The organism is Nonomuraea marmarensis (genome assembly GCF_043197025.1).
In the GTDB taxonomy this organism is placed as follows: Bacteria; Actinomycetota; Actinomycetes; order Streptosporangiales; family Streptosporangiaceae; genus Nonomuraea; species Nonomuraea marmarensis.
Genome location: NZ_JBICRM010000012.1, coordinates 196,177 through 214,801, shown reverse-complemented (window position 1 = coordinate 214,801; position 18,625 = coordinate 196,177). Strand labels below are relative to the sequence as shown.

The window sequence follows — 18,625 nt, the reverse complement described above, 5'->3', positions numbered from 1 at the left end:
GTCGAAGGACTGCGGATCAGCCACCGGCGTCATGCCTCTCCCTCCGCGGTGGGTCAGCCGCGATGGCAGAACGTTAGTACGCCCGGCCGCCGTTTCGTGCCAGTTCGTCGGCTTGGAGGCGGGCTGCGGTTGCTGCCGCGCGGTTGCCCAGGGTGTCGGCGAGGGTTGCTTGTTTGAGCCAGTTGTACGGGCTGCACGGTCGTACGTTGATTCGTTCGCTCACCAGGACCCGCGCCACGTCCCGCCGGCCTGCCCGAAGTGCCGCCTCCAGGAGTGTTTTCTGGACGGCGTCCCGCTGTGCGTGGCTGCCGCCGAACTCGTTGATGCGGTGCCTGATCGGGTACAGCAGGTCCACCACCGACTCATAGTCGGCGCGGCCGAATGCCACGATCGCGCGGCACACCGGCAGGCCCACGTGGAGGGTCATGTCCCGGTTGGTGATGCCTGGGTGCGGCTCGAGTACGTACGCCTCCCGCGTCGCGATCAGCTTCTCCGCGTCCCCGATCCGGCCGGCGCCCACGTACGACATCACCGCGTGCATGTCGTTGAACGCGTAGAACGGCTCGGCCACCCTCAGCGGCCAGGCGTCGGCCAGGGCTCGCCAGCGTTCGTCGAGCTCCGGCTGGTCGGAGCCCTCCAGGAGGAGCCGCCAGAGCAGGGCGGCCGCGTCGAGCAGCTCCATGGAGGACTGCCCGTCGGCCAGCACCGAGTCGTAGATCGCCAGCGCCCGCGGCACGTCCCCGGACTCCAGCGCGTACAGGGTGTAGTGCCACCAGTTGTGGATGTTGAAGAACGTGCCCGTCGACCAGTCCCGCGTGCGCGCGTCGAGGTAGCGCACCCCGTCGCCGAATCTGCCCTGCATCTCGTACGTGTGCACCACCGCGTGGATGCCCCACACGTCGCGCGGGTTCAGCTCGACCGCCCGCAACCCGACCTCTTCCGACCTGTCGTAGTGTCCCGCCTCTTCCAGGCCGAAGGCGTACATGCCCAGCATGTGTCCGAAATGCCGGTCGTCTTCCCGCCAGGCGGTCAACGCCCCGCCGATCCGGTCGCGGAGCGAGCGCGCGTCGCCGGTGAAGAAGTCGATCTGGTGCCCGGCGGCCAGCGCCAGCGCGTCGCGCGGGTGCGCCACGGTGATCTCGCCCAGCAGTGCCCCGCACGTGAGGAAGTCGCCGTCGAGCAGGGCCTGGACGGCCGCCACGTGGGCGCGTTCGCGGGGCAGCAGCGCCGGCTCGTCGATCCTGCGGCGGAAGGCGCCGAACCGCACTCGCGCGGTCCGGGCGTCCTCCACCTCGGTGGTCAGCAATCCCAGGTACGCCGACAGGACGTTGCCCATCGCGAAGTCGGGCGACTCGGCCAGCGCCGCGTTCGCCTCGGCGTCGACCTCCACCCGGAAGTGCAGCAACTCGTCGATCGCACGGTCGTAGTGCCGTGCCGCGGCGGCGCCGGCCCCGGTCATCGCCAGGCCGTGCTGGTCGTTGGTCACCGATCCAATGTACCCACCGCTTCAGTGGGGAATGAGGCCCTGGTCCGCGTATGGGTACAACCAGGCACGCCGCCGCAGCACCGCACCGTGCGCCGGTTACAGGGAACGCTGCGCCACCACGGCCCTGCCCATGGCCGGGTCGTCGCAGAACGCGCCGTCGATGCCCAGTTCGAGGAGCCGCGACAGCCAGCCCATCACGTTACCGGTCGCCCGCGGGTAGGCGGGGCTCGCCGGGTTGCCCAGCCGGTAGTCGGCCGGGAGCTGGGAGTTCTCGTTGCGTATCGTCCAGACGACCACGTCCAGCTGCCTGCGGTGGGCGTCCGCGACGAGCGTGGTGGGCTCCAGGGTCTTGCCCGCGGCGTCCACCGGCACCACGCGGCGGGTGTCGACGCCGATCCCGTTCGCGTAGCGGGCCACCTCGCGCAGCCCGTCCGGCTTCACCATGTCGTCGTAGGTGCGCGTGCTCCCCGAAGCGACCCAGTCGTACGGCGCGCCGGTGGCCGTGATGAGCTGGACCAGCGGCAACCGGGTCTTGGAGCGCAGCTCGCGCAGGTTCGCGGTCTCGAAGGACTGGATGTACGCCTTGCGCACGTGATAGCGGTTCAGCAGGTCGAGCAGCGGCTCCTCCAGCGACAGGCCGATGGAGTCGAAGTAGGTCGGGTGCTTGGTCTCGGGGTAGACGCCGACGCCGTGCTGGAGGGCGAGCTTCACGACCTCCTCGAACGTCGGGATCTCCGCCAGCCCGTCGAAGGCGGTGTTGTCCGGCCGCAGGTCGGGAACACGTTCCTTGGCCCGCAGCGTCTTGAGCTCGGCCAGCGTGAAATCCTCGGTGAACCAGCCGGTGACCGCCACGCCGTCCACGGTCTTGGTGGCGCGCCGGGCGGCGAACTCGGGGTGCGCGGCCACGTCCGTGGTGCCCGAGATCTCGTTCTCGTGCCGGGCCACCAGCACGTGGTCCTTGGTGGAGACGAGGTCCGGTTCGATGTAGTCGGCGCCCATGGCGATGGCGGCCTCGTACGACAGGAGGGTGTGCTCGGGCCTGTGCGCGCTGGCGCCCCTGTGCCCGACCACGATGGGGGCCTGGCCGCGGCGCTCGGCCGTGGCGGGTGGTGTCTGGACCAACACAACGGCGACCGTACCGCCGGCCAGGACACCGGCCAGTACGCTCGCGAGTAACCTGCGCATCGTCATGCGCGCACCGTAGACCGTTCAGATGGACCGCGAGTTACGCGTGGGCACACAGGGGAAGAGGCGTTACAGGCGGGATGGCCGTCAATCTGCGGGCGCCGTTCCTGCTGGTGCAGCGGGCGCTGCCGGGGATGGTCGAGCGGGGGTTCGGGCGGGTGTTGTTCATGTCGTCGGTCGCGGGCTTCACCGGTGGCATCGTCGGGCCGCACTATGCGGCGTCCAAGGCGGGGCTGCACGGGCTGGTGCACTACCTGGCCGCGCGGGTGGCGCCGCGCGGTGTGACCGTGAACGCCCTGGCGCCCGCGCTGATCGAGGACACCGACATGCTGCCGGCCACGGCCAGCCCGGGTAACCTGACCGTCGGCCGGTTCGGGCGCCCGGAGGAGGTGGCCGACCTGGCGATGGCCGTGCTGGGCAACGGCTACCTCACCAACCAGGTCCTGAGCTTGGACGGCGGCGCGTACCCGCGCTGAGAGAAGCCGCACCAATCCCCTGATTACCGATTGACTTTATAGGTTTTTCGACACAGCATGATAATCGTGTCCTCAATCGAGCTGGACGTCCGAGCCACCTCCCCGCCCGCCCGCGTCAGGTCACGACGGCGACTGCCGGGCACGGGCTGGAAACGGCTGCTCAGCCCGCTGGCCTTACTGGGACTCTGGCAGGTGGCCAGCGTCACGGGGCTGCTGCCCGAACGCCTGCTCGCCGCCCCCGCCGCGGTCGCGGCGACCGCGCTCGACCTGGTCCTCGACGGCACGCTGCCCGAGGCCATCGCCGTCTCCATGCAACGCGTCCTCATCGGGTTCGGCGCCGGGGCCGCGATCGGGGTCGGGCTCGCGCTGGTCGCGGGGCTGAGCCGGGCGGGCGAGCACACCGTGGACCCGCCCATGCAGATGTTGCGGGCGCTGCCGCTGTTCGGGCTGATCCCGCTGTTCATCCTGTGGTTCGGGATCGGCGAGACGCCCAAGATCGTACTGCTCGCGCTGGGCGTCGCCTTTCCCCTCTACCTCAACACCTTCTCCGGCATCAGAGGCGTCGACGGCCGGCTGGGCGAGGTGGCCGAGATGCTCCGGCTCACCCGGGCCGAGCTGATCAGGCACATCGTGCTGCCGGGCGCGCTGCCGCAGGCCCTGGTCGGGTTGCGGCAGAGCCTGGGCGTCGGCTGGCTGGCCCTCATCGTGGCCGAGCAGATCAACGCCGACGCCGGGCTCGGCCACATGATCAACGACGCGCGGGAGTTCCTGCGCACGGACGTCATCGTGGTCGGCCTGCTCGTCTACTGCGTGCTCGGCCTGCTCACCGACTCCCTCGTACGGCTGCTGGAACGGAGGGCGCTGACGTGGCGACGCGGGCTGCTGACCTGAAGGTGGCCACCGTACGCGGGCTGACCAGGGACTTCGACGGGCGGCGGGTGCTCGACGGGCTCGATCTGGACATCGCGCCCGGCGAGTTCACCGCCCTGCTGGGACGCAGCGGCTCGGGCAAGTCCACGCTCCTGCGCATCCTGGCCGGGCTGGACCGCGAGGCCAGGGGAGAGGTACGCGTCGAGGGCGAGGTGGCGGTCGCCTTCCAGGAGCCCCGCCTGGTGCCGTGGAAGCGGGTGCTGGCCAACGTCGTGCTCGGCCTGCGCGGGCCCGCCGCCGTCGACCGGGCACGATCCTCGCTGGCCGAGGTCGGGCTGGAGGGGCACGCGGGGGCGTGGCCGCTGACCCTGTCCGGCGGCGAGGCGCAGCGGGTCTCGCTGGCCCGCGCGCTGGTCCGCGAGCCCGGCCTGCTGCTGCTCGACGAGCCGTTCAGCGCGCTCGACGCGCTCACCAGGATCGCGGTGCACCAGCTCGTGCTCGACCTGTGGGCCCGCCATCGGCCCGGCATCCTGCTCGTCACGCACGACGTGGACGAGGCGCTGCTGCTGGCCGACCGGGTCCTCGTCCTGGACGAGGGCCGGGTCGCGCACGAGAGCGCGGTGCCGCTGGCCCGGCCCCGCCATCGCGACCACTCCGACCTCGTCACCCTGCGCGCGGAGCTGTTGCGGCGGCTCGGCGTCAACCCGGAGGAGACGGCATGAAGCGAGCCCTGGCGCTCATCGTCCTGTTGATCGCCGCGACGGCCTGCGGCGGAGGCGGGCCATCGGGCGGTACGCAACCGTCGCCGGGCGGCGAGGTGACGCTGCGCATCGGCGACCAGAAGGGCACCGGGCTGCGGGCCCTGCTGGAGGCGTCAGGGCAGCTCGACGGCCTGCCGTACCAGATCACCTGGTCGCAGTTCACTTCCGGCCCGCCGATCCTGGAGGCGATCAACGCCGGGTCGCTGGACCTGGGCGCGGTGGGCAACGCGCCGCCGGTGTTCGCCGCCGCGGCCGGATCGAAGATCGCCGTCATCGGCGTGGCCGAGAAGGGGGTGGGCGGCGCGGCGATCCTGGTGCCGCCGGATTCGCCCATCAAGACGCCGGCCGAGCTCAAGGGCAAGAAGATCGCCGTCGCGAAGGGCAGCTCGGCGAACTTCCACCTGCTGGCCGTACTGAAGAAGGAAGGGCTCGGCTTCTCCGACATCAGCCCGCAGTACCTCCAGCCGCCGGACGCCCTGGCCGCCTTCTCCACCGGCCGGGTCGACGCCTGGGCGATCTGGGATCCGTACACCGCGCAGGCGCAGGACCAGGCCGACGCCCGCATCCTGGTCGACGGGACCGGCTACGCCAACGGCTTCGAGTTCCAGATCGCCGGTACGGACGCGCTCGCCGACACCGCCAGGGCCAAGGCGCTCGGCGACTACATCACCCGCATCCGCCGGGCGCACACCTGGGCCAACGACCATCCCGCGGAGTGGGCCACGGTGTTCGGCAAGCTGAGCGGGCTGCCCGCGCCGGTCGTGGAGCAGGCGGTCGCCCGCAACAAATACACCGATCTCAAGCTCGACGCCGACGTCATCGCCCGCGAGCAGCAGGTCGCCGACGCCTTCCACGAGGCGGGCCTCATCCCCACGGCAGTGCAGGTCGCCGACATCACCGACAGCCGGTTCAACGAGGGAGCGCAGTGAGGTTCCACTGGTTTCTGCCGACCAACGGAGACAGCAGGCAACTCGTCGGCGGCGGGCACGGCCTCACCCGCGAGCACGGCCACCAGGGTGGGTTCCGTGAGCCCGACATCGAGTACCTCGCGCAGATCGCCCGCTCGGCCGAGCAACTCGGCTTCGAGGCCGTGCTCACCCCGACGGGCACCTGGTGCGAGGACGCGTGGCTGGTCACCGCCGCGCTGACCCGGGAGACCGAGCGGCTGAAGTTCCTCGTCGCCTTCCGCCCCGGCTTCGTCTCCCCGACCCTGGCGGCGCAGATGGCCGCCACGTACCAGCGCCTGTCGCGCGGCCGGCTGCTGCTGAACGTCGTGACCGGCGGCGAGCCCGCCGAACAACGGCGCTTCGGCGACCACCTGTCGCATGACGACCGCTATGCCCGGACGGCCGAGTTCCTGCAGATCGTGCGCGGCGCGTGGAGCGGCACCCCGTACGACTTCAAGGGCGAGCACTACCACGTCGACGGGGCCACGGTCTCCATCCCGCCCGACCTGCTGCCGCAGATTTATTTCGGCGGCTCGTCCACGGCGGCGGGGCCGGTGGCGGCCAGGCACGTCGACGTCTACCTCACCTGGGGCGAGCCCCCCGAGCAGGTCGCCGCGAAGGTGGCGTGGATGCGGGAGCTGGCCGCCGAACAGGGGCGCGAGCTGCGCTTCGGCATCAGGCTGCACGTCATCTCGCGCGACACCGAGGCCGCGGCCTGGGCCGAGGCCGAACGCCTGCTGGAGGCGCTCGACCCCGCCGACATCGCCCGCGCCCGCCAGGTGCTCGGCCGCAGCGAGTCCGTCGGGCAGCAGCGCATGCTGAACCTGCACGCGGACTTCGACGGCGGCGGGGCGCGGTCCCTGGAGATCCATCCCGGCCTGTGGGCGGGGGTCGGCCTGGTACGGGGCGGCGCCGGCACGGCCCTGGTCGGCAGCCACGCCCGGGTCGCCGAGCTGGTGGAGGAGTACGCCGCGATCGGGATCGAGGAGTTCATCCTGTCGGGCTATCCGCACCTGGAAGAGGCCTACTGGTTCGGTGAGGGCGTGCTGCCCAGGTTCGCCGGCTGACCGGGGTCAAGAAGTGACCATGAACGGGGGATCTTGATGAGTGCTGCCGCCCTGCCGCCTAGTCTCGTGCCCATGCCGATCGACGAGAACGCCTGGCTCCCCGATCCCGAACGCTCGCTCGCCGCGGTCGTACCACCCGGATCCGGGCCGGGGCACTGGGCGGGCGCGCCCAGCGCGGTGGCCGCCGACGGGTGGATCCATCTGGCCTACCGGCTGCGCAGGCCGGTAGGGGAGGGGCGCGGTCACGCCGTCGTCGTGGCGCGCTCCCGTGACGGCGTGCGGTTCGAGAGCCTACTCACGATCATCCGGGAGGAGATGGACGCCGAGTCCCTGGAACGCCCGTCGCTGGTGCGCACCCCCGAGGGCCGCTGGCGGCTCTACCTCAGCTGCGCCACCCACGGCACCAAACACTGGCGGATCGAGGCCCTCGAAGCGGGCGACCCCGCCGGGTTCGACTCCCGGTCGCGTACGACGGTGCTGCCCGGCGACCCGAAGACCGGGGTGAAGGACCCGGTGATCGTATGGCGGGGCGGCATGTGGCATTTGTGGGCCTCCTGCCATCCGCTGGCCGACCCCGGCGAGGCCGACCAGATGACGACCTGCTACGCCACCAGCGCCGACGGCCTGTCCTGGGCCTGGCACGGCACCGCGCTGAGCGGCCGGCCGGGGAGCTGGGACGCGCGTGGCACCCGGGTGAGCGCCGTGCGGTTCACCGGTGGCGGGGTGCTGGCGTACTACGACGGGCGGGCGAGCGCGGCGGAGAACTACGAGGAGCGGACCGGGGTGGCCGTGGGGGTGGACCCGGCGGCGCTGACGCCGCTCGGCGACGTGCCCGCCGCCGCCTCGCCCCACGCCGGCGGCGGGCTGCGCTACCTGGACCTGGTCGATCTGCCTGGGGGAGGCGTGCGGCTCTACTACGAGTACGCCCGGCCGGACGGCGCCCACGAGTTGCGGACGGAGTTGCGCGTCTGACCGATCGTCCCGCGGGGTTCATTGCGGGCGTGGGCGGCCGTTGCGGGACTGGCGCTGGCCCTCCGGCCGGGAGCCGACCAGTCCGCCTGAACGTTCGCGCGGGCGCAGCCAGTCGGAGAAGTCCTCGCCGGTGACGCGCTGCAGCAGCTCGATGTCGTCGGCGAAGCCCGGGATGAGCCGGCGCCGCTGCTCCCAGGTGAGCGGGCGCCGCGCATCGCCGCGCCGCTGCAGCAGGTGCTCGATCGGCTCGGTCAGCGCCCGCGCCAGACGGTACGGGAGCAGCCGGCTGGCCTGCGCCCCCGCCCTGAGCGCCGCCGACAACAACGTGTGCCGGCCGCCCGCCTCCGGTTGGGCGGTCACGTTCTGCCTGGGCACCTTCGTGAGCAGGCCCTGCTCGACGCCGAGGAAGGCGCAGATCCTGTCCAGCGTGCGCGCGGGGTCGTCGAGCAGATCCCGGTATCTGAAGATCAGCACCTGCTCGCGCGGGAACAGGGTGAGCAGGTGCGCGAGCTGCTCGCCGTACCGGCCGAGTGCCGTGTAGTGCCAGAAGTGCGCCCAGCCCGCCTCGATGCGGTCCGGCTCGGCCTCGCAGGCGCGGACCAGGTCGCCGATCGGCTCCAGGCCGGCCGACCACAGGTGGGTCCAGTTGGAGTGGGCGCGCTCGACGGGATCGCGCAGGATCGCGATGAGCCGCGCGTGCGGGATCGCCGCGTGGATGCGGCGCTGCGCGGCCAGGTCGTACAGGTAGAACGGGGTGGACTCGCCCAGCAGGGCGGCTTCGGGCGCGGTGGCGAACAGGGCCTCGTAGTCGGCGCGCCGCCAGACGTGCTCGCGGTAGGTCTGGGCGTCGCCGGGCCCGCCGCGGGCCGGGGGCGGGCCGTCGGTGAGGAAGAACTTGGGCTCCTTCACGTGGGACAGGAAGAGCGCGGGGTGTTCCTGGAGCGCCGCGTGCAAGGCCGTGGTCCCGGCTTTCGGGGCGCCGATCACTAGGAAGTTCGGTAAGGGCATCGTCCTCGTCCTTCCTGCTCCTCGCCAGTTTTCCCAATTTTCCTACCAAATGTGTGGGACATCCACCCGTTGACAGATATACCCAGTTTTCCTACTGTTTGACTAGGTATTGGCTTTCATGCTGATCCGCGCGAGGAGCCACAGTGATCGAACGCAAGCGCGCCGACCGGGCGCGGCCGTACTCCACTTCTGCCGACGCCGGGCGAGAGACGGCGCTCTCATGACCGAGACCCTGCCCAGCCGTTCGCGGCGCGCCCTCGACCCGGATGGGTTCAGGCGTGCGCTGGCCGTGCACGCGGCGGGCGTCGTCGTCATCACGGCGCAGAGCGGCGGCGTCCCCGTCGGGCTCACCGCCACGTCGTTCTCCTCCGTCAGCCTGGACCCGCCGCTGGTGTCCTTCTACGTCGACCGGTCCTCGACCACCTGGCCGTCGCTCCGGTCGGCCGGGCACTTCGCCGTCAACGTGCTGGCCAGCGACCAGGCGGAGCTGGCGGCCAGGTTCGCGCGCAAGAACGTGGACCGCTTCGCCGAGCCCACCCGCTGGCGGCCGGGCCCGCTCGGGGCGCCGTTACTGCAGGACGTCTCGGCGCACCTGATCTGCCTGCCGCACGAGACCGTGTACGTGGGCGACCACATCCTGGTCGTCGGCCAGGTCGCCGAGGCCACGGTGCACGGGCCCGGCCGTCCCCTCATCTACCACCAGGGCCGCTTCGGCCGCTTCATCGCCCATCCCGAGGAACGGGCATGACCGCCGGGGAGCCGTTATGACGCTTCCCGGCGTACAGGCTCGGCCGCGGCAGGAAGAGGAGCGGCCGCTGGAGGTCGGCCACGGGCAGCGGGAGGCGGCGGCCGCGCTGGGCATCCCGCGGGTGCGGCGGTTGTTCCGGATCATCCTGCCGCAGGCCATGCGGACCATCGTGCCGACCGCCGGCAACGAGATCATCGGCCTGGGCAACGAGGCGATCCCGGCATCGCAGATCAACCCGCCGGGGCTGCCCAGGCAGACCGCCTGAAGATTTTCCTAAAATCGAGTAGGGATTAACGGAATACTGATATCCGTTCACGCACACCAGAAAGGCCTCGGCTCATGCCTGTGGAGTTTCTCGGGATCGGGGGGACGAACGACGGCTCGGAGACCTCGCCGCGCTCCGGTCCCTCCTTCGACAAGCAGTACACGCTGCGGCTCGCGCGTGCGCACCAGGAGTACGGCTGGGATCGGGTGCTGTTCGCCTACGGCTCGGGCTCGCCCGAGCCGGCCCAGGTGGCCGCCTACGTGGCCGACCGGGTGGAGGACCTGCAGATCCTGCTGGCGCACCGCCCGAACGTGTCGTATCCGACGTACGCGCTCAAGACGTTCGCCACCCTCGACCAGATCAGCGACGGGCGGCTGACGGTGCACTTCATCACCGGCGGCAACGACCACGAGCAGGGCCGGGAGGGCGACGTCCTGACCAAGGACGAGCGCTACTCCAGGACCAGGGAGTACATCCAGATCGTCAAGCAGGGGTGGACGTCGCGCGAGCCGTTCGACCACGAGGGGCCGCACTACTCGTTCAAGGACTTCGTCTCCGACGTGTTCCCGGTGCAGCAGCCGCGGCCGCGGGTGTCGTTCGGGGGGTCGTCCGCGGCCGCCTACGCGGCGGGCGGGGCGGAGGCCGACATCTACTGCCTGTGGGGCGAGCCGCTGGCGGAGACCGCGCAGCAGATCGCCTCGGTGAAGGAGGCCGCGGCGCGGGCGGGGCGCACCGACGTGCCCAAGTTCCAGGTGGCGTTCCGGCCGATCATCGCGCCGACCGAGGAACTGGCGTGGGAGAAGGCGCATCGGATCCTGGGTGATCTGCAGCGGGTCGGGGCGAACCGGCGGCGATTGTCCGGCCCGCCGCAGAACGCCGGGTCGCAGCGGCTGCTGGAGGTGGCGGCCAAGGGGGAGCTGTACGATCGTGCGCTGTGGACGCCGACTGCGGCGGCCACCGGGGGTGCCGGGAATTCGACGGCGCTCGTGGGCACTCCGGAGACCGTGGCCGAGGCGCTGCTGGACTACTACGACCTGGGGGTAGAGATCCTTTCGGCGCGTGGCTACGACATCCTGGACGACGCCATCGACTTCGGGCGGCACGTGATTCCGCTGGTCCGGGAGGGGGTCGCCGAACGCGACCGCCAGCAGGCGACCCCACTGACCCCGGTCGCCCCATGACTACACCAGCCGTGCCCCCGCCCGCCGTGGCGGGTGCGGTGCATCCGTTGGATGATCCCGCTCGGGTCTCGCTTCTTGGGGCGCATGCGCACCTCGCCGAGCGGCGCGGCCGGGTGTTGCGCTACCTCGTCGACGTGGCCCCGTTCCATTCGATGCCGCCCGCGCCGGGTCCCGCCGACTGGGCCGACATGGCCGCGCTGGTCGGGCCCGGCGGGCTCGTGCCCCTGACCGGGGTGGTGTCCCCTCCGGCCGGATGGGAGGAGGCCCAGAGCGTTCCGGGAGTACAGCTCACCGGTGACGACGTCGTCGGTGGGCACGACGCCGAGGCGGTCCGGCTGGGAGCGGCCGACGTGCCGGAGATGCTGGACCTCGTCGAAAGGACCAAACCGGGCCCGTTCCGGCTACGTACCGTCGAACTCGGCACCTATCTCGGGATCCGGCGCGGCGGCGCGCTGGTGGCGATGGCCGGGGAGCGGCTGCACCCGCCGGGCTGGACCGAGATCAGCGCCGTCTGCACCGACCCCGCCCACCGCGGCCAGGGGCTGGCGACCCGGCTGGTGCTCGCCGTCGCGGCGGGCATCCGGGATCGGGGCGAGACCCCGTTCATGCACGCGGCCGCCGCCAACACGAGCGCCATCCGCCTGTACGAGTCGCTCGGCTTCCGGCTGCGCCGCACCACGACCTTCCGCGCGGTACAGGTGCCGGCGGACCTCCTGGTCGGCTGACCACCGGCACCCGGCTGGCCGCGGGCCCGTTCGGCGGGAGAAGGCCTAAGCCCCCGAGCGGCCCGCGGCGATGGTGTCGTAGTCGGGGATGCGACCGGCGATGCCGTCGCCGGTGAAGTCCCCGACCCAGCCGTCGTCGTCGTGGAAGAAGCGGATGGCGGTGAAGTCCGGCCGGGTGCCCATGTCGAACCAGTGCGTGGTCTTGGCCGGCACGCTCAGCAGGTCGCCCGCCTCGCAGAACACCGCGTGCACCTTGCCGTCCAGGTGCAGGTAGAAGATCCCGGAGCCGCTGACGAAGAAGCGCACCTCGTCATCGTCGTGGGTGTGCTCGTTCAGGAACTTCGCCCGCGCCGCGGCGGCCCGCTCCGGCCAGTCGGCGGAGTCGTCCGGGTGCAGCTGGGCGACGTCGACGAACGTGTAGCCCTCCTCGGCGACCACCCGTTGGACGTGCTCGCGGTACGCGTCGAGGATCTCCTCCTGGCCGGCTCCGTCCGGCAGGCCCGCCACGATCCCCCAGTGGCGCAGCACGACGCCGATCTCCTTGAGCGAGACGGCGATCCGCTCCTGGTCCTCGGTCCGCAGCAGCGTCTGCGGGCTCTCGTCGTCGGTGTACACGGTGAGGTACGTCATGGGTCCATCATCCCCTACTCCATCTTCTTGGTAAATCCTACATGTAAAGTGGACAATACGGGTGAACTGCGCTTAGCATCCGCATGTGATTCGTGCAAGACACCTCGGAGCGGCCTTCCTGCTGTGCGCCCTGGCGCTGGCCGGCTGCTCCCAGGCAACCACCGCCCCGAAGCCGGCCGCCGCCCCCACCACCGCGCCGGCGTCTCCCACCGGCGCCGTTCCGGCGAAGTTCGCCGCCGGCGGCGTCAGGATCGCGCTGGTACGCCAGCTCTCCTCGGGCGACTACTTCGAGCAGTGGCTGGCCGGCGCGCAGGCCGAGGCCAAGGGGCTGAACGTGACGCTGGAGCTCTCCAGCGGCGACGGCAACAACGACAAGCAGGCGCTCAACCTGGAGCAGGCCGTCAACCAGAAGCCCGACGCGATCATCGTCGACCACGGCTTCGCGCAGACGGTACAGCCCGCGATCAAGAAGGCGGTCGCGGCGGGCATCCCGCTCGTCGCCTTCGACGTCGAGGCCGGCACCTCCGAGGCCGTCACCCTGTCCCAGGACGACCACCAGATCGCCGCGCAGACGCTGGGCGCGCTCAAGGCGGACACCGGAGGCAGCGGCGACGTCGTGTACGTGTACGTCGCCGGCTTCGCCCCCCTCGACCGGCGCAACGAGACCTGGGAGCAGTTCAAGAAGGACAACCCGGGCATCAAGCAGGTCGCCCAGATCGGCGTGGTCAACAGCTCGACCGCCTCGGCGGTCGCCGACCAGGCCAAGGCCGCGCTCCAGGCCAACCCGAACGTGAAGGCGATCTTCGCCCCGTACGACGAGTTCGCCAAGGGCGCGGCGCTCGCGGTCAAGGAGCTCGGGCTGCAGTCCAAGGTCAAGATCTACGGCGCGGACATCTCGACCGCCGACATCGCCGTCATGACCGAGCCGAACAGCCCGTGGGCCGCCACCTCGACCACCGACCCGTCCAACGTGGGCCGCGTCGCCGTACGCGCCGCCGCCCTGCTCGTCGCCGGGCAGCAGGTGGCCAAGGACCTCAAGGTGCCGCCCGCGCTGGTCACGCAGCAGCAGCTGCACGACGGCGGCATCACCAACATCGAGCAGCTCACCCAGGCGGTGCCCGCCCTGCGCACTCCCGACGTCGCGCGGGTGCCCTGGGCCGCGTCGTGATCGCCGTCTCCGGTCTGTCGAAGGTGTACGGGGCCACCCGGGCGCTCGACGACGTCACGTTCGACGTACGGGCCGGTGAGATCGTCGGACTGATCGGGACCAACGGCGCGGGCAAGTCCACGTTGATCAAGGTGCTGTCGGGGGCCGTCCGGCCGAGCTCGGGCACGATCACGCTGGACGGGCGGCCCTTCGAACCCCGCGACCCGCTGGACGCCCAGGCGGCGGGCGTGCAGACCGTGCACCAGAACATCGACGACGGCATCGTCCCCGGCGCCACCGTCGCCGAGAACCTCACCCTGGACCTCATCGCCCGCCCGGGGACCGGCTGGTTCACCACCCGTTCCGGCATCACGGCGCAGGCGCGGGCCATCGCCGCCGAGGTCGGGCTGCCGGTGCCGCTCGGGGCCCGGGTCGAGGCCCTGCCCGCGAGCGACCGGCAGCAGGTCGTGATCGCGCGTGCCCTGTCCCGCCGCGCCCGCCTGCTCGTCTTCGACGAACCCACCTCCACGCTGTCGGCCACCGAGTCCGAGGTGCTGACCGCGAGGGTGCGCGAGTCGGCGGCCTCGGGGGTGGGGGTGCTGTACGTGTCGCACCGGCTGGCGGACATCGAGTCGCTGTGCGACCGCGTGGTGGTGCTGCGGGACGGGCGGTTGCGCCGCGTCTTCACGGCGCCGTTCACCCGCGCCGCGATCGTGCGGGCCATGCTCGGCGAGATGGCCACGCATGGGCTGGGCCCGCATGGGTCGGTCCCGCATGGGTCGGTCCCGCCTGGGTCGGGCGCGGACGGGTCGGGCGTGCCCGGGGCGCCCGACCTCCAGGCCCCGTCTGGGGCAGTCGTGCTCTCGGGGCGTGGAGTCCGGGTCGCGTCCGGGCGGGCGGCGTTCGACTTCGAGGTGCGGGCGGGGGAGGTGCTCGGTGTGACCGGGCTGGTCGGAGCGGGCAAGACCGAGCTGCTCGAACAGCTCGCCGGTGCGCGCCCGCTCGTCTCCGGTGAGTTGCGGCTCGACGGCCGCCCGTACCGGCCGCGGCACGTGAGCGGGGCGATCGCCGCCGGGGTGGCGTTCGCGGGGGAGGAGCGTTCGGCTCAGGCCGTGGTGCCGGGCTGGTCCGTGCGGGCGCTCGTCACGCTGCCGTGGTTGCGTGCGCACAGCCGGGCCGGGCTGCTGTCCCGCCGTTCCGAGGCCGCCTCGGCGCGGCGGGTCGCGCAGCGGTTCGGGGTGCGGCTGGCCGGGGTCGAGGCGCCCATCGAGACGTTGTCCGGGGGCAACCAGCAGAAGGTGGTCGTCGGGCGGTGGCTGGAGCAGGCGCCGCGTGTGCTCCTGCTCGACGAGCCGTTCCGCGGCGTCGACGTCGGCGCCCGCGCCACCATCGGCCAGACCGTGCGCGAGGCCGCCCGTGGCCTCGTCCAGGAGGCGGCCGGCAACCCGGCCGGTGACGGTGCGATGGCGGTGGTGGTGGCGTCGTCCGATCCGCAGGAGATCGTCGAGGTGGCCGATCGGGTCCTGGTGCTGCACGAAGGCGTGCCCGCCGGAGAGCTGGCCGTCGCCGACGCCACTCCCGAACGGCTCGCCGCGCTCATGTCCGGCTCCGACCACGCCGAGCACGCCGGGGAGGGTGCATGACCGCCACCCGCCAGGCCGCCGCCCCTGCCACGGGCGCGGCGGGCGGGCGCAGGGCGGGGGCGCTGGCGTACCGTTACGGGCTGCTGATCGTGCTCGCCGCCATGATCGTGATGTTCGCGGCCCTGCGGCCGGGTGCGTTCGGCACGTACGCCAACGCGCTGATCGTGCTCCAGTCCGTCGCCGTCGTCGGCATAGTCGCGCTCGGCGTGACCGTCTCCATGACGACCGGCGGCTTCGACCTGTCGGCCGGCGCGTGCGTCGGCGCGGTGGTCATGGTGACCGCCCTCGCCATGGTCAAGTACAACCTGACCGGCGCCACCGCGGTCGTCGCGGGCCTGCTCACCGGGCTGCTCGTCGCGGGCGTGAACGTGCTGCTCACCGTCGTGGCCAGGGTCCCCGACCTGGTCGCTACGCTGGGCACGATGTTCCTGTTCCAGGGCCTGGCGCTGATCATCACCTCGGGGCAGTCGGTCTCGGCGGGCATGACGGTGGACGGCGCGCCCGCCCCCGGCCGCTACACGGAGGGCTTCGCGTGGCTCGGCGGCGGATCGGTCGGCTCTGTGCCGGTGCCGGTGATCGTGTTCGGCCTGCTCGCCGCCGCCGTGTACGTCCTGCTCAACCACACCCGCTGGGGCCGCGCCCTGTACGCGATCGGCGGCAACCCCGAGGCCGCCAGGCTGGCCGGCATCCGGGTCGCCCGCTACCGGGCGCTGGCCTACGCCGTGTCCGGGCTGTGCGCCGCGGTCGCGGGCATCCTGCTGTCCGCCCGGCTGGGCCGCGGTGACGTCGGCGCGGGGGACCCGTACCTGCTGCAGTCGGTGGCGGCGGCGCTCATCGGGTACGCCGTGCTCGGCGCCAACCGCCCCAATACCCTGGGGACCGTCGTCGGCGCGCTGTTCATCGGTGTGATGATCAACGGCATGACGATGCTCAACGCCCCGTACTATGCGCAGACCTTCGTCCAGGGGGCGCTGCTCGTCGGCGCCCTCGTCGCCGGCTACACGTTCAAGGAGAAGATCAAGTGACCGTGGTCTCCGGGCAGTCGTACGAGCTGCTCACCGCCGAGACCGTGCCCGCCTATGTCGCCGGCCGCCCCGCGCTGCGCGCCAGGATCGACCCCGCGCGGATCACGCGGATCCGCGAGGTCGGCGACGGCAACATGAACACCGTCTTCGCCGTCGAGGTCGACGGCGGGCCCGGCGTGGTGCTCAAACAGTCGATGCCGTACGTGCGGGTGGACCCGGACTGGCCGATCACCCCCGACCGCAACCGGATCGAGGCGACCGTGCTGGCCGAGCACGGCAGGGTGGCGCCCGGCCTCGTGCCCGAGCTGTATGACGTGGACGAGGCCGGCCACGTGCTGGCGATCGAGGACCTGTCCGACCACCGGGTATGGCGCGGCCTGCTGAACGAGGGCCGGCGGTACGACGGGGTGGCGGCGGACCTCGGCCGGTACGTGGCCCGGGTGGCGTTCGGCACCTCGGTCTTCGGGCTCGGCGCCGAGGCGCACAAGGCGGCGGTGGCGGCCTCGGTCAACCCGGAGTTGTGCGAGATCACCGAGGACCTGGTGTTCACGGAGCCGTACATCGAGCACGAGCACAACAAGATCCTTCCCGCCAACGAGGCCGACGTGGCCGCGTACGCGGGGGATCCCGCCGTGCGCACCGCGATCGGGCTGGCCAAGCTGGCGTTCATGACGCACGCCGAGGCGCTCATCCACGGCGACCTGCACACCGGCTCCGTGCTGGTACGCGACACGCCGCACTCGACCCGCGCGTTCGACGTGGAGTTCGCCTTCTACGGGCCGGTCGGGTTCGATATCGGGGCGTTGTGGGGCAACTACGTGCTGGCCGCGGCGCGCGCCCTCGCGCTGGAGGACGAGGAGCACGCGGCCTGGGTGCTCGAACTCCCCGGGCAGACGTGGGAGGCGTTCCAGGAGGAGTTCACCAGGTTGTGGCCGGGCCGCGAGGACCCGCGCGTGTACGGCGACGGCGTGCTCGACGCGTACCTGGCCAGGGTTCAGGCTGACGCGGCGGCGTTCGGCGCGGCCAAGGCGGCCCGCAGGGTGATCGGCTTCTCCCGCGTCACCGACATCGAGACCCTGGGGGAGGACCTGCGGGTCAGGGCCATCCGCGGTGTGCTCCACTCCGCCCGCCACCTGCTCACCAGCGCCGCCCCGACGTTCGACCGGGTGGGCGAGCTGCTGGCGGACGCGCTCAGCGGATGGCGATCGCGTACGACAGCAGCCATTCCACGCACTCAGTGACATGCCGGGCCCGGCGCAGATTCGGGCCCCACGTGTACAGGCCGTGGGAGGCCACGATCACCGCCGGGGTACGCGGATCGTAGGCGGCCTCGAACCGGTCGCCCAGCTCCACCATGTCCTGGCTGTTGGCGATCACCGGGATGAGCACCTCGTCGTCGTGCGCCAGCCGCCCGATGCCCTTGAGCGTCTCGACGTCCCGCAGCAGCACGCCCTTCGGCCAGTGGTGACCGGCGACGACGGCGCTCAGGGCGTGCACGTGCACGACCGCGTCCGCGCCGGTCAGCGCGGCCACCCGGGCGTGCAGTCCCGCCTCCGCCGACGGGACTAGCGGCTCGACGCCGTCCACCGCGACCGCGGCGCCGTCCGGGCCCACGACGGCCACGTCGGTGGCGGCCAGCTCGCCCTTGTCCAGGCCGCTGGCGGTGACGGCCAGGCGCAGCGGGTCCCGGGTCACGACCTCGGACAGGTTGCCCGACGTGCCGCGCATCCAGCCGAACCCGGTGTAGCGGGCGGACTCGGCCGCCAGCCTGCCGCCCGCCGCCAGGACGTTCTCGGCGGTGGGAAGGTCGCTCATTTGATCTCCTCGAAGGACGTGACCACGGGGTGGTCGCCGAAGCCGGCGTGTTCGCTGGGCTCTCCCGGGCGGCGCACGCCCGTCGTACGCCAGCCGGCCGCTCCGGCGGCGTCCAGCTCGGCGGGCACGTCCGACAGGAACAGCAGCTCGCCCGGCTGGGCCCCGAGCGCCTCGGCGATGCTCTGGTAGGAGGCGGGCTCGCGCTTCGGCCCGGCGTTGACCGTGTCGAAGTGCCGCTCGACCAGCACCGACAGGTCGCCCGCCGCCGTGTGCGCGAACCACGGCCGCTGGCTGGCGACCGACCCCGACGAGAACACCGCCAGCCGCCGCCCCTCCTCCCGCCAGGCCCGCAGCGCGGGCGGCACGTCGTCGAAGAAGTGCGCGGTCAGCTCACCGCGGGCGAAGCCGTCCGCCCAGATCTGCCCCTGCAACGTCTTCAGCGGTGTCGCCTTGACATCGCCGTCCATCCAGCCGTGCAGGATCGCCACGGTCTCCGCGGTCGTGGCACCGCCGGTCTCAGCTACTGCGGCGGCCACCACGGGGTCGTCGCGGTGCGCGTCGATCCACGGGCCGAGGCGGGGGCGGGCGTAGGAGTAGAGCCCGACATGTACGGACTCGGTCGAGCTCGTCGTGCCTTCGATGTCGAGCACGATCCAGACTGGTGATTCGCTCAT

General features: G+C 71.9%; 20 protein-coding genes. 14 read left to right on the top strand and 6 right to left on the bottom strand.

All coding sequences use genetic code 11. The annotated features are described in order from the left end of the window. Nucleotides 1–73: 73 nt before the first annotated feature. Together ACFLIM_RS21920 and ACFLIM_RS21915 are read right to left on the bottom strand one after the other, a co-directional pair. Complete coding sequence (locus ACFLIM_RS21920) at nucleotides 74–1,486, bottom strand: tetratricopeptide repeat protein (protein ID WP_393168192.1); 1,413 nt, start codon at nucleotides 1,484–1,486, stop codon at nucleotides 74–76. 96 nt (nucleotides 1,487–1,582) lie between these two features. Continuing rightward, nucleotides 1,583–2,677, bottom strand: coding sequence for a glycerophosphodiester phosphodiesterase (locus ACFLIM_RS21915; RefSeq protein WP_393168190.1), 1,095 nt, complete (start codon nucleotides 2,675–2,677; stop codon nucleotides 1,583–1,585). A 74-nt stretch (nucleotides 2,678–2,751) separates the two neighbouring features. On the opposite strand from ACFLIM_RS21915, the gene ACFLIM_RS21910 reads away from it, so the two are divergent. From ACFLIM_RS21910 to ACFLIM_RS21885, 6 genes are all read left to right on the top strand, one after another. After that, nucleotides 2,752–3,147 (top strand): SDR family NAD(P)-dependent oxidoreductase, encoded by a 396-nt coding sequence (locus ACFLIM_RS21910; protein WP_393168189.1) that lies wholly within the window; start codon nucleotides 2,752–2,754, stop codon nucleotides 3,145–3,147. Nucleotides 3,148–3,213: 66 nt separating this feature from the next. Continuing rightward, on the top strand, nucleotides 3,214–4,038 hold the full coding sequence (locus ACFLIM_RS21905) for an ABC transporter permease (protein WP_449291478.1): 825 nt from the start codon (nucleotides 3,214–3,216) through the stop codon (nucleotides 4,036–4,038). Then, on the top strand, nucleotides 4,014–4,739 hold the full coding sequence (locus tag ACFLIM_RS21900) for an ABC transporter ATP-binding protein (protein WP_393168187.1): 726 nt from the start codon (nucleotides 4,014–4,016) through the stop codon (nucleotides 4,737–4,739). The genes ACFLIM_RS21905 and ACFLIM_RS21900 overlap by 25 nt, the downstream gene beginning before the upstream one ends. Further along, nucleotides 4,736–5,707 (top strand): ABC transporter substrate-binding protein, encoded by a 972-nt coding sequence (locus tag ACFLIM_RS21895; RefSeq protein WP_393168185.1) that lies wholly within the window; start codon nucleotides 4,736–4,738, stop codon nucleotides 5,705–5,707. The genes ACFLIM_RS21900 and ACFLIM_RS21895 overlap by 4 nt, the downstream gene beginning before the upstream one ends. Then, nucleotides 5,704–6,792, top strand: coding sequence for an LLM class flavin-dependent oxidoreductase (locus ACFLIM_RS21890; RefSeq protein WP_393168183.1), 1,089 nt, complete (start codon nucleotides 5,704–5,706; stop codon nucleotides 6,790–6,792). Before ACFLIM_RS21895 ends, ACFLIM_RS21890 begins: the two co-directional genes overlap by 4 nt. Before the next feature lie 72 nt (nucleotides 6,793–6,864). Next, complete coding sequence (locus ACFLIM_RS21885; protein ID WP_393168181.1) at nucleotides 6,865–7,764, top strand: hypothetical protein; 900 nt, start codon at nucleotides 6,865–6,867, stop codon at nucleotides 7,762–7,764. Between the two features lie 18 nt (nucleotides 7,765–7,782). On the opposite strand, the gene ACFLIM_RS21880 is transcribed toward ACFLIM_RS21885, so the two are convergent. Beyond that, nucleotides 7,783–8,772: a sulfotransferase family protein gene (locus ACFLIM_RS21880; RefSeq protein WP_393168179.1), complete on the bottom strand. Its 990-nt coding sequence runs from the start codon at nucleotides 8,770–8,772 to the stop codon at nucleotides 7,783–7,785. A gap of 220 nt (nucleotides 8,773–8,992) precedes the next feature. On the opposite strand from ACFLIM_RS21880, the gene ACFLIM_RS21875 reads away from it, so the two are divergent. The 4 genes from ACFLIM_RS21875 to ACFLIM_RS21860 all read left to right on the top strand — a co-directional run bounded on the left by ACFLIM_RS21875 (nucleotide 8,993) and on the right by ACFLIM_RS21860 (nucleotide 11,691). Next, complete coding sequence (locus tag ACFLIM_RS21875; RefSeq protein ID WP_393168177.1) at nucleotides 8,993–9,520, top strand: flavin reductase family protein; 528 nt, start codon at nucleotides 8,993–8,995, stop codon at nucleotides 9,518–9,520. A gap of 16 nt (nucleotides 9,521–9,536) precedes the next feature. Beyond that, a complete protein-coding gene (locus ACFLIM_RS21870; protein ID WP_393168175.1) occupies nucleotides 9,537–9,785 on the top strand; it encodes an ABC transporter permease subunit in 249 nt (82 codons plus the stop codon). 74 nt (nucleotides 9,786–9,859) lie between these two features. Continuing rightward, nucleotides 9,860–10,966, top strand: coding sequence for an LLM class flavin-dependent oxidoreductase (locus ACFLIM_RS21865; RefSeq protein WP_393168173.1), 1,107 nt, complete (start codon nucleotides 9,860–9,862; stop codon nucleotides 10,964–10,966). Continuing rightward, nucleotides 10,963–11,691 carry a GNAT family N-acetyltransferase gene (locus tag ACFLIM_RS21860; RefSeq protein WP_393168172.1) on the top strand — a complete coding sequence of 243 codons (729 nt, stop codon included), beginning with the start codon at nucleotides 10,963–10,965 and terminating at the stop codon, nucleotides 11,689–11,691. The genes ACFLIM_RS21865 and ACFLIM_RS21860 overlap by 4 nt, the downstream gene beginning before the upstream one ends. Nucleotides 11,692–11,736: 45 nt before the next feature. Here the strand turns inward: ACFLIM_RS21860 and ACFLIM_RS21855 are convergent, their stop codons facing one another. Then, the gene (locus tag ACFLIM_RS21855) at nucleotides 11,737–12,321 is read right to left on the bottom strand and encodes a 1,2-dihydroxy-3-keto-5-methylthiopentene dioxygenase (RefSeq protein ID WP_393168170.1); all 585 of its coding nucleotides are present in this window, start codon (nucleotides 12,319–12,321) and stop codon (nucleotides 11,737–11,739) included. A gap of 85 nt (nucleotides 12,322–12,406) precedes the next feature. Between ACFLIM_RS21855 and ACFLIM_RS21850 the strand changes: the two genes are divergently transcribed. From ACFLIM_RS21850 to mtnK, 4 genes are read left to right on the top strand one after another with little or no spacing between them, the layout of a single operon-like run. After that, nucleotides 12,407–13,489 carry a substrate-binding domain-containing protein gene (locus ACFLIM_RS21850; RefSeq protein ID WP_393168168.1) on the top strand — a complete coding sequence of 361 codons (1,083 nt, stop codon included), beginning with the start codon at nucleotides 12,407–12,409 and terminating at the stop codon, nucleotides 13,487–13,489. Then, nucleotides 13,486–15,111 carry a sugar ABC transporter ATP-binding protein gene (locus tag ACFLIM_RS21845; RefSeq protein WP_393168166.1) on the top strand — a complete coding sequence of 542 codons (1,626 nt, stop codon included), beginning with the start codon at nucleotides 13,486–13,488 and terminating at the stop codon, nucleotides 15,109–15,111. Before ACFLIM_RS21850 ends, ACFLIM_RS21845 begins: the two co-directional genes overlap by 4 nt. Next, nucleotides 15,108–16,136, top strand: a complete 1,029-nt coding sequence (locus ACFLIM_RS21840) for an ABC transporter permease (protein ID WP_393168164.1) — start codon at nucleotides 15,108–15,110, stop codon at nucleotides 16,134–16,136. Before ACFLIM_RS21845 ends, ACFLIM_RS21840 begins: the two co-directional genes overlap by 4 nt. Further along, a complete protein-coding gene (mtnK, locus tag ACFLIM_RS21835; RefSeq protein ID WP_393168163.1) occupies nucleotides 16,133–17,377 on the top strand; it encodes an S-methyl-5-thioribose kinase in 1,245 nt (414 codons plus the stop codon). Before ACFLIM_RS21840 ends, mtnK begins: the two co-directional genes overlap by 4 nt. On the opposite strand, the gene mtnB is transcribed toward mtnK, so the two are convergent. After that, complete coding sequence (gene mtnB, locus ACFLIM_RS21830) at nucleotides 17,328–17,951, bottom strand: methylthioribulose 1-phosphate dehydratase (RefSeq protein ID WP_393168161.1); 624 nt, start codon at nucleotides 17,949–17,951, stop codon at nucleotides 17,328–17,330. The two genes, mtnK and mtnB, sit on opposite strands and share 50 nt — an antisense overlap. Further along, a complete protein-coding gene (mtnC, locus tag ACFLIM_RS21825; RefSeq protein ID WP_393168159.1) occupies nucleotides 17,948–18,625 on the bottom strand; it encodes an acireductone synthase in 678 nt (225 codons plus the stop codon). The genes mtnB and mtnC overlap by 4 nt, the downstream gene beginning before the upstream one ends.